The organism is Endozoicomonas sp., assembly GCF_031844845.1.
Lineage (GTDB): Bacteria > Pseudomonadota > Gammaproteobacteria > Pseudomonadales > Endozoicomonadaceae > Endozoicomonas.
In genome coordinates this window covers 1-8,424 of sequence record NZ_JAVRMB020000308.1, presented here as the reverse complement: position 1 = coordinate 8,424, position 8,424 = coordinate 1, and the positions used below count along the sequence as shown (strand labels likewise).

Here is an 8,424-nt window from a genome sequence, read left to right as displayed (position 1 = left end):
ATTGAACGTAAGAATTTGAATTTCAGAACATGGATCAAACGGTTAGCGAGAAAGAGTATATGCTTTTCCAAGCTTGAGAAGATGCACGATATTGTCATTGGATTACTGATTAACGCGCTTGAATTTGGGGTAGATATTTATTTTTGACCACACATTTGGCCCACTACCCGCTATTTATGACCATCTCCGAAGCAGCCCAGCTGGTTATTCAGGCCGGAGCCCTGGGTCAGGGTGGTGATGTGTTTGTGCTGGATATGGGTGAGCCGGTAAAAATTATTGATCTGGCGAAGCGAATGATCTCCCTTTCTGGCCTGTCACTTCTGGATGAGAATAATCCGGACGGAGACATTGAAATCCGTTTTTCCGGTCTTCGTCCCGGCGAGAAGTTGTATGAAGAGCTGTTAATCGGCGACAACGTTGAGGGGACTATTCATCCCCGTATCAGCCGTGCCTGTGAGGAGATGCTGGCCTGGGAGCAGTTAAAGATTGTGCTGGTTGAGATGATCGAGAGCCTGAAAGAGCATCGCTATACCATTACCCGGGAATTGTTGCTGCGTTATGTGAATGGTTATAAACCCAGCAGTAAGGTGGTTGATTGGTTGTATCGGCATCCGGAGCATCAGGCTGTTGAGGATGAAGTATCTTAAAAGAACGCTTCCCGCTGCCCTCCGCCCGCTTCCCGAAAAAGATAAGATAAAGGCTTTTACGGGCAGCGGGAGGCGGCTAGCGGGGAGCGATCTTTAATAATACTGCCTCAAGTTCCAGTAATTCATGAATGACCGAGTCCGAATACCGGATGCCATTTTGCCGGAGGAGATCAGTGATGGGTTTAAGTGGGCCTATGAGGTTTTGCTTTCTGGCTTGAAGTAGCAGTGTCAAACTGCCAATGACTTTGAGGCCTCTTTTGCTGGCTTCTTTGCGTCCTTTTTTTTCGTCAATCATAATGCAGGCGTTGAGTTCCATGGCAGCAATGATGGCTTGCGCTTCGCCGTTATCCAGTAATGATTGTAATTGTTGTAGCAGAGGGTGATTGTCAGGCTTGTCGGCGATAGGCTTTATGATGCCGGAATGGATCGCGTTTTCAATAGGGAGGCAGGCCGGTTTGCCGGGCACTCTGCACTCGTTGAGCACGGCATCCGGAGCCATTAATATCAGGTTTAGATGCTTCAGATGATCAAGAACCGGTGTCTGGCCCAGGGCGATAAGTGGGCTGGCATCAGCAACGATGATATTAGTCAAAGTGCTTTAACTCCTTCTCAAGATCGCCGGGCTGGTAATCAGCAATGGGTATATCAAGGCTTGATACCAGTTTCATAAAATCTTCTAAACACAGGCTGGCCAGTTGGGCTGATTTCGCCAGTGTTAATATGCCCGCTTCATACAAACTGATAGCCAGCCCGGTGTGAACCCCTTTTTCCAGCAGGATATTGGTGATGGGTACGCCGATCATAAGAGGGGCTCCGTAACGGGTAAATACGGCTAATTTCCCCGCCAGTGCAACTTCACTGAGTTCTTTGGATCTTTCTCTGAGTTCCCTTATGCCAAAAACCGCTGGTGTTGTATCAGTGCTCATGGCCTGCTCCTTATGAGGTAAATGGCTCATTGTGTCCGAAGTGTGTACCTATTATAGATGTATAATCGTGATCCGCATTCCGTTTTCCGTTTTCCGAAAAAGATAAGATAAAAGCTTTTTCGGGTTGCGGATATCGGACAACGGACAGCGGCTCTTCACAGTGATGGTTTTTTAATTTGAGTACTGATGAGAAAAGATCGTTGTCCGATGGCCGCTTTCCGTGGTCCGTAAAAGATAAAGGAAATGTTTTTTCGGACAACGGACTACAGAAAGCGGACAACGTCAGACAGGGTCTGCTCGGTGTGATACTGGCAGGCCCTGTTTTGTTTCCCCCTGGGCTTTACGATGACCTGTCGGTGGCCGGGTTGTTACTGGCCTTTTTATTCACGGGTCGGCAGAGGCTCCTTGATGCGCTTCATTCCAAAGGGCTCTGGTTGTTGTTTGCCTTGCTGGGGTGGATGCTGGTTAGCCTGTTTTGGAGTGATGGCGTATCGCGGATTTCGGTGATGGCAGACTGGTTACCCGGAATCCTTTCCGTCCTGCTGTTTGTGCTATTGGTGATAACCATTAAGCCAGAGGGGCTGAGTAATGTGTTGCTGGCCGTGGCGGTGTTTATCTCGGCCATTGCCCTGCTTTCCATGGTCTGGCAGTTTTCGGTATTGGATCGTGCTTTCGCCTGACGCAGTTTCCGAATGTCCGGTGCCGGTATGGGGTGGTTTGCCAATCTCTATAACCCCATTGATGCCGGGCTTTTTTACGGGGTGTTTACTGTAGTGGTTCTGCACCGGGTGATGACGGCCTCCGGTTTACGGCACACACTGCCGTTGCTGGTCGTACTTCTGCCTTTGCTACTTTATATGGGGTTAACCTATAGCCGCGGTGCGCTGATCTCTCTGCTGGCTGCGGCTCTGGTCACCAGTCTGATGGTGGGTAAACGACAGTTTCTGGCTTTGCTGGCCATGTTGTTAGTGGTTGGTTTGGCACTGGTCATTTATGGTGATGCACTGGTTGAGGCAGAGGTTGATAAAGGATTTAATGGCCGCATTCCCCTGTGGGCTGATGCCTTTGGCTTAATCCAGCAGAAACCCTGGTTGGGGCACGGGCTTGGCCAGGCCTTTGATTATGTGATTCCTCCTAAAATGATTACCTATCCCTTTCCCCATAATTATCTGATGACACTGTGGGTGCATTATGGCCTGGTGGGTGTAGGGCTATTTATGGGGATCATCGTTTACTGTGCCGTGACCTGCTGGCGTTATCGCCATCGCCCGGAGGCTACGCTAACCGCAGGCCTGTTGACCTTTGGTTTTATGGGCATTCAATCATATGTGGATGAGCTGGTGCGTTTGCCCCATCAATACTGGTTGTTGATCTGGTTGCCAGTCGCCATGGCTTTCCGCCTTCGTCGTTAAAAGAACGCTACCCGCCGCCCGCTTCCCGCAAAAGCATGTCTTTTATCTTTTACGGGCAGCGGGCAGCGGCCATTAAGAATCGGTTCCCATAAACAAAGCAGCTGAAATTTGAAAACGGCTAGCCAGCTTCTGTATCTGCTTCAGGTTCAGGGTACGCTTCCCATTTAATACTTCCGATACGACACCCTGACTGCCAATTTCGGGGAGTTCTGACTGTTTCAGGTCATGCTGGCGCATCAGTGTTTGCAGAAGTGCAATGGTGCCATCCTGCTTATCCCACTGTGAAAGTACCGGGTCAGTCTGGTACTCATAGCGTTCGATCTGGCGGGTGATCATATCCAGCAGCAGGTTGCGGGAGTCATCCGGGTTGTCGCCAATGGCGTTACACAGTGCTTCTGTTGCTTCCAGGGCGCATTGATAGTCGGCCTCATGGTTAATCGCTTCAAGGAACGGCGCAACTTCCAGCAAGAGGTCAAAGCGGCGCGTTAACTCCCCCAGGTTTTCTGATTTATGCGGGTTCACAGGCAACCTCCTTTTCGGCAGCGTTTGTTGATCTCATATTAAACATTTGATGGCGCTCCCCGTCTCCCCTGCCAGTATAAGCATATCTTTACGGGAAGCGGGAAGCGGGAAGCGGGCGGCGAAAATACTCATCAATACAAAACCCGTTATACCAATCCCGTATATGGTGCATTATGAAAATACCATATACTTGCCGATGATTTATAAATGCTTCAGTGATAACAGAGATAAGGAAATGGCGACAGTAACGGTCTTCGATGTGGCGAAATATATCCTTGTAAAGCGGGGGGATATGTCGGCCATGAAGCTTCAGAAGCTGATTTACTACAGTCAGGCCTGGTCGCTGGTTTGGGATGATGTGCCACTTTTTGATAACAGGATTGAGGCTTGGGCTAACGGACCGGTTTCTCCCGATCTTTATAGTCGGCATCGTGGCCAGTATGGTGTTTCAGCCTGGGATTTCAGGGCTGATGCCACAGGTACGCTTTCAGAGAAGCAGATTGAAACCATTGATGCTGTACTGGAAGCCTATGGAGGTAAGTCTGCCCAGTGGTTGAGCGATCAGACCCATGCAGAGCTGCCATGGAAAAAGGCAAGAGTTGGCCTGCTTGATTCGGATCGCAGTAACTCCCCAATCACCTATGAATCCATGGCTGAGTATTACGGTTCGCTCTGACATGGGTAAGAAGAGTAAACGTGTTCCCGGGGCGGCTTTCAAAACAGGTCAGAACCCCTTCCCAACACATCGACAGTCGTCCATCCTGGCGTTTTTCTACTGTTGATAGAGAAGGGCCTTTTGCCTGGCCTTCAGGTCAGGACATTGAGCTGGACATTGTGCAGAAACTCCATAGTTTCGACAGCATGGAGTGGTCTGAAATTCGCGGTAAACATCACCACGCTATTTCAGTTAACAGCCTTTCCAGGGCAGCTCAGGAGCGACTGCTTGCAATCCGGCAGGATGATATTGATGAGGTTTTCTCGTTTCATCTCAAAGGTAAGTCGAGAATCTTCTGTATCCGAGACCGCCATATCGCCAAACTGCTCTGGTACGATCCTGAACATCGGGTTTGCCCTTCCAAGCTGAAACATACGTAGTTTTTTTAGTCGTGCACTGTCCGCCGTCCGCTCCCCGTAAAAGCACCAGCCATTCTTATTTGAGCAACGGGAGGCACGTAGCGGGCAGCGGAAAACCTGATAGAATCCCAAATGCCCAAAACCATCAATAAGGACAGCCCCTTGCCCACAATAGATAACCGTTTTAGCCGTTTTCTGTTTTATCTTTTGTTGCTGGTGATTGCCTGGCTGCCCTTGCCTTATGGCAGTAAACCCGAATGGGCGATGGGGATTCTGCAGTTGGGTGTTTTTATGCTGTCGGCTCTGTGGCTGGCAGGTTATGGTTTTGGGCATTTGTCGGTTACCCCTGCTTTTCGGAAAGGGTTGCCGGTTTTTGTCGGGCTGGTTCTGGTGGCCTTTTGGGTTTGGGTGCAGTCGTTGCCATTGCCAGCCGGCATTGTGCAGCAGTTGTCACCGGTGGCCTGGTCAGTTCAGGCAGAAGCAGCCGGAGTGTTAAACCTGCCGGTGCCGGAATATCTTTTCCTCTCCCTTGATCCATTTGCTTCCCAGGTGCATGCCTCGTTGTCGCTGGCCTATGCCCTGCTGTTCGCCATGGTGTTATTGCTGGTAAGTGACTCCAGGCGACTGCGAATGATCGCCTGGCTGTTTGTTATTGCCGGTACCTTTCAGGCGCTGTTTGGTACGCTGAGTACTCTTTCTGGTGCTGAGATTTCTTTGTTTGGTCCGAAAGAAGTTGGCCGTGGAGTGGCCACCGGCACGTTTGTTAATCGGAATAACTTTTCCGGTTGTCTGGAAATGACGCTGGCGGTTGGTATGGGTTTACTACTGGCTCAGCTTAATGACCGCAAAGCCAACAGTTGGCACGAGTTCTGGCGACAGACCCTGAAAACCCTGATGAGCAGTAAAGTTATTTTAAGAACCGGCATCGCCATTATGGTGGTTGGGCTGGTGATGGGGCGTTCCCGTATGGGTAACACGGCGTTCTTTTCCAGCCTGATGATTACCGGTATTTTGTACGTTATTTGTCGTAAAAAGCTGACACGGGGAGTGATCATTCTGTTTGTCAGCCTGTTTGTGATCGACACGGTTATCGTCAGCCAATGGTTCGGGCTGGAAGAAGTAGTGCAACGGCTGGAAAGAACCAGCGTACAAACGGAATCGAGAAGTGATGTAAATCCGCAAACTCTGGGTGCCATTGGTGATTTTTCTATTACCGGTTCTGGTGCCGGTTCTTTCTATACGACATTACCCCAATACAACGATGGCACCTGGCGCGGCTTTTTCGACCTGGCCCATAACGATTTTCTGCAATTCCCGCTGGAATTTGGTGTGCCTGTTTCTGGCCTTCTGGCCTTCTGGCATTGATGGTATTGCTTTCGGCCTGGCAGGCGATTCAGGCGATGCACCTGCGGCGTAACACGCTGATGGTGGGTATGGGGTTTGCAGCGTTTATGGGGATTCTGGCGATTATGATTCACTCGTCGGTGGATTTTAATCTGCAGATTCCTTCGAATGCGGCTTATTTTATTTGCATGATGGCGTTGGGGTGGTTGGCGAGGTATTTGCCTACCCTGGCGGGCGCTTCCCTGAGAAGACCGCTCCCCGCTTCCCGCTGCCCGCTGCCCGAAAAAGATAAAGGCGACGCTTCCCGTCTCCCGCTCCCCGCTGCCCGAAAAAGATAAGACGAATGCTTTTACGGGAGGCGGGCAGCGGGTAGCGGGCAGCGGCTCTTATTGCATCAAGGCTAAATCAACCAGCAGTTTTTGTGCGCTTTGCTTTTGTCGCATAAAGGCGATGATGAAAGCTTTGTTGGATTGCAGGTCAAGACGGTACAGCACTTTGTAATTCTCAAGCAGATTGAGTTGGCGATAGTCTTGTATGCCGATCAGGGACAGCTCTGGGCAGGCCGGGCGATAGGGTACTTCTTCGATGAGTTGTTGGGTCTGTTGAACCAGGCTGGTCATGAGAAGGTTGAGCTGGTCGGGTGTAATAAACAGGCTCATGTAGCCTTTGAGCTGGCGCAATGTCTGAAATGCAGTTTCTGTTATTTCTACAATGACGGGCTGTTTCATCAGGCTTCATCGCTTAGGCGCTTAAGGGCTTCTTCCGGTGTCAGGGTATTGTTTTCACGAATATCCCGTTCGGCACGGTTGGCCAGTTTCAGCAGGGCGATGGCTTCATCTCTCATGCTGGCTTCCTGCTCAGAATAGATACGGTAAACAGGCCGACCGTGTTGGGTAATACGGAGCGGACCGTCCATTACATCCAGCTTTGCCGCATTTTGTTTTAAATAGCTGAGGGTTTGAGTTTCCATGGTTTTCTCCCAATAGGTCTGTTAATGGTCTGATTATAGTCTGTTCTGGTGGTAGGCGGTAAAGATTAAGGCCGTGATCCGATTTCTGTAACCGCTTTTCTTATCTTTTTCGGATCACGGACAACGGACAACGGACAACGGCTGTAAAGATGATTGATATTCACAACCATATTATTCCCGCTATTGATGATGGGCCGGATACGCTGGACAAGGCGCTGGAACTGCTGGCGATGGCTGAAGCGGATGGCATTCAGCGGCTGGTTTGTACCCCTCATATGCATCCCGGGCGTTATGAAAACGATATCAGCACCATTGCTCCGGCTTTTGATGTTCTGGCTGCTCATGCCAAAGAGGCAGGCCTGAAGATTGAGCTGGCCATGGGCGCTGAGGTGCGGTTTAGTGATGAGATGATGTTCCAGCTGCGCAAAGAGCGTATCCCCATGATTGGTGAGTGGGAGGGCTACGACTGCCTGTTGTTGGAATTGCCCCATCCAAATATTCCGGTGGGTATTGAACATATGCTGGAGTGGTTGGGGAAAAGACAGATCCGACCGGTGATTGCCCATCCTGAACGAAATAAAGAGCTGATGGAGTATCCGGAGCGGATCTTCCCGCTTGTTGAACGGGGAGCATTGTTGCAAGTGACCGCCGGTTCCATTCCCGGATCTTTTGGTGAAAAGGCTCAAGCGACTGCCCGCTGGTTGCTGGACCATGAGCTGGTGCAGTTTGTTGCTTCTGATGCCCATCATGCCAAACGACGCCCGCCTGCTATGAAGGCGGCGGCTGAAGTGCTGGATGGCTGGTATGGCAGAGATGTTCGGGAGCGGCTGACGCTGACCAATCCGGATCTACTGACCTTTTCCCTTTTTGGTAAACATTAATCGCTTCCCGCTGCCCGCTGCCCGCTGCCCGAAAAAGATAAAACCAGTGCTTTTACGGGAAGCGGGAGGCGGGCAGCGGGCGGCGAAAAAAGGAAGACAAATGTTTAAACGATGGCTGCTGGTATTGCCCGGTATTGCTTTATTGGCGGTGGCTTTTAATGCCGCGATAAATCTGGTGCAGTCTGAAATCTGGCGCTACCAGACCGAGAACTTTCTGGAACACTGGCAAACGGAAACCAGGGCTGACCCTGATTATGTGATCAATAAACAGGATTGGCAGGTTACGCTGGCCGGTATCGATAAGGCGTTGACCAAGGCACCCATTGCTGCGGAACTGGAGGTGTTGCGGGCAAGGGTTCTGGAATCGGGCTTCAGGGCCGGATGGTTAGCCATCGATGAGCCGCTGATGGGACCCATGGAATTAACCGCCTGGCAGCAGGCAATTTTATCAAGGCCCGCCTGGCCTTACAGCTGGAGCAATTATGCCCTGGCCCGCTCCCAGCGATCCCTGATTGATGATCAGTTTGAAGCGGCCCTGGTGCGAGCCAATCAGCTTGGCCCCTGGGAACAGAAGGTGATGGAAAATGCCATGGTGATGGGTCGGTATTATCGCTGTCTCTTATACACATCTCCGAGCCCACGAGACGT

At 50.8% G+C, this 8,424-nt stretch carries 14 protein-coding genes and 1 pseudogene; 10 read left to right on the top strand and 5 right to left on the bottom strand.

The features are described from left to right. Together RM811_RS17175 and RM811_RS17170 are read left to right on the top strand one after the other, a co-directional pair. On the top strand, positions 1 to 147 hold the full coding sequence (locus RM811_RS17175) for an IS1 family transposase (protein ID WP_402526808.1): 147 nt from the start codon (positions 1 to 3) through the stop codon (positions 145 to 147). A 26-nt stretch (positions 148 to 173) separates the two neighbouring features. Further along, positions 174 to 647: pseudogene (locus tag RM811_RS17170) on the top strand (polysaccharide biosynthesis protein); the annotation flags it as partial. A 76-nt stretch (positions 648 to 723) separates the two neighbouring features. Here RM811_RS17170 and RM811_RS17165 read toward each other — a convergent pair. Both RM811_RS17165 and RM811_RS17160 read right to left on the bottom strand, forming a co-directional pair. Beyond that, complete coding sequence (locus tag RM811_RS17165; RefSeq protein ID WP_402526805.1) at positions 724 to 1,239, bottom strand: DUF3368 domain-containing protein; 516 nt, start codon at positions 1,237 to 1,239, stop codon at positions 724 to 726. After that, positions 1,232 to 1,573, bottom strand: a complete 342-nt coding sequence (locus tag RM811_RS17160; protein WP_402526803.1) for a UPF0175 family protein — start codon at positions 1,571 to 1,573, stop codon at positions 1,232 to 1,234. Before RM811_RS17160 ends, RM811_RS17165 begins: the two co-directional genes overlap by 8 nt. Before the next feature lie 176 nt (positions 1,574 to 1,749). Between RM811_RS17160 and RM811_RS17155 the strand changes: the two genes are divergently transcribed. Continuing rightward, on the top strand, positions 1,750 to 2,253 hold the full coding sequence (locus tag RM811_RS17155) for a hypothetical protein (RefSeq protein ID WP_402526801.1): 504 nt from the start codon (positions 1,750 to 1,752) through the stop codon (positions 2,251 to 2,253). Between the two features lie 12 nt (positions 2,254 to 2,265). After that, entirely contained in the window at positions 2,266 to 2,985 is a 720-nt protein-coding gene (locus tag RM811_RS17150; RefSeq protein ID WP_402526799.1) for an O-antigen ligase family protein, read from the top strand. Between the two features lie 72 nt (positions 2,986 to 3,057). Here the strand turns inward: RM811_RS17150 and RM811_RS17145 are convergent, their stop codons facing one another. Further along, on the bottom strand, positions 3,058 to 3,507 hold the full coding sequence (locus RM811_RS17145; protein WP_402526797.1) for a type II toxin-antitoxin system HigA family antitoxin: 450 nt from the start codon (positions 3,505 to 3,507) through the stop codon (positions 3,058 to 3,060). Between the two features lie 235 nt (positions 3,508 to 3,742). On the opposite strand from RM811_RS17145, the gene RM811_RS17140 reads away from it, so the two are divergent. From RM811_RS17140 to RM811_RS17125, 4 genes are all read left to right on the top strand, one after another. Continuing rightward, positions 3,743 to 4,183, top strand: a complete 441-nt coding sequence (locus RM811_RS17140; RefSeq protein WP_402526795.1) for a Panacea domain-containing protein — start codon at positions 3,743 to 3,745, stop codon at positions 4,181 to 4,183. Between the two features lie 20 nt (positions 4,184 to 4,203). After that, the gene (locus RM811_RS17135) at positions 4,204 to 4,602 is read left to right on the top strand and encodes a hypothetical protein (protein WP_402526793.1); all 399 of its coding nucleotides are present in this window, start codon (positions 4,204 to 4,206) and stop codon (positions 4,600 to 4,602) included. 111 nt (positions 4,603 to 4,713) lie between these two features. Further along, positions 4,714 to 5,946, top strand: a complete 1,233-nt coding sequence (locus RM811_RS17130; protein ID WP_402526791.1) for an O-antigen ligase family protein — start codon at positions 4,714 to 4,716, stop codon at positions 5,944 to 5,946. Continuing rightward, a complete protein-coding gene (locus RM811_RS17125; protein WP_402526789.1) occupies positions 5,946 to 6,263 on the top strand; it encodes a hypothetical protein in 318 nt (105 codons plus the stop codon). The genes RM811_RS17130 and RM811_RS17125 overlap by 1 nt, the downstream gene beginning before the upstream one ends. 48 nt (positions 6,264 to 6,311) lie before the next feature. Here RM811_RS17125 and RM811_RS17120 read toward each other — a convergent pair whose 3' ends face one another. Both RM811_RS17120 and RM811_RS17115 read right to left on the bottom strand, forming a co-directional pair. Then, positions 6,312 to 6,653 (bottom strand): hypothetical protein, encoded by a 342-nt coding sequence (locus RM811_RS17120; protein WP_402526787.1) that lies wholly within the window; start codon positions 6,651 to 6,653, stop codon positions 6,312 to 6,314. Further along, positions 6,653 to 6,895 (bottom strand): type II toxin-antitoxin system Phd/YefM family antitoxin, encoded by a 243-nt coding sequence (locus tag RM811_RS17115; protein ID WP_257296149.1) that lies wholly within the window; start codon positions 6,893 to 6,895, stop codon positions 6,653 to 6,655. The genes RM811_RS17120 and RM811_RS17115 overlap by 1 nt, the downstream gene beginning before the upstream one ends. Positions 6,896 to 7,044: 149 nt before the next feature. On the opposite strand from RM811_RS17115, the gene RM811_RS17110 reads away from it, so the two are divergent. Both RM811_RS17110 and RM811_RS17105 read left to right on the top strand, forming a co-directional pair. Further along, positions 7,045 to 7,776: a tyrosine-protein phosphatase gene (locus RM811_RS17110; RefSeq protein ID WP_402526784.1), complete on the top strand. Its 732-nt coding sequence runs from the start codon at positions 7,045 to 7,047 to the stop codon at positions 7,774 to 7,776. Positions 7,777 to 7,876: 100 nt separating this feature from the next. Beyond that, positions 7,877 to 8,424: hypothetical protein (locus RM811_RS17105; RefSeq protein WP_402526782.1), on the top strand; the 548-nt coding region annotated here is incomplete at its 3' end.

What these genes read in the sequence shown, in the direction of transcription:
- RM811_RS17160 (WP_402526803.1), bottom strand. Translation starts at nt 1,573, where the DNA reads ATGAGCACTGATACAACACCAGCGGTTTTTGGCATAAGGGAACTCAGA.
- RM811_RS17150 (WP_402526799.1), top strand. Translation starts at nt 2,266, where the DNA reads ATGTCCGGTGCCGGTATGGGGTGGTTTGCCAATCTCTATAACCCCATT.
- RM811_RS17140 (WP_402526795.1), top strand. Translation starts at nt 3,743, where the DNA reads ATGGCGACAGTAACGGTCTTCGATGTGGCGAAATATATCCTTGTAAAG.
- RM811_RS17130 (WP_402526791.1), top strand. Translation starts at nt 4,714, where the DNA reads ATGCCCAAAACCATCAATAAGGACAGCCCCTTGCCCACAATAGATAAC.
- RM811_RS17125 (WP_402526789.1), top strand. Translation starts at nt 5,946, where the DNA reads ATGGTATTGCTTTCGGCCTGGCAGGCGATTCAGGCGATGCACCTGCGG.
- RM811_RS17120 (WP_402526787.1), bottom strand. Translation starts at nt 6,653, where the DNA reads ATGAAACAGCCCGTCATTGTAGAAATAACAGAAACTGCATTTCAGACA.
- RM811_RS17115 (WP_257296149.1), bottom strand. Translation starts at nt 6,895, where the DNA reads ATGGAAACTCAAACCCTCAGCTATTTAAAACAAAATGCGGCAAAGCTG.
- RM811_RS17110 (WP_402526784.1), top strand. Translation starts at nt 7,045, where the DNA reads ATGATTGATATTCACAACCATATTATTCCCGCTATTGATGATGGGCCG.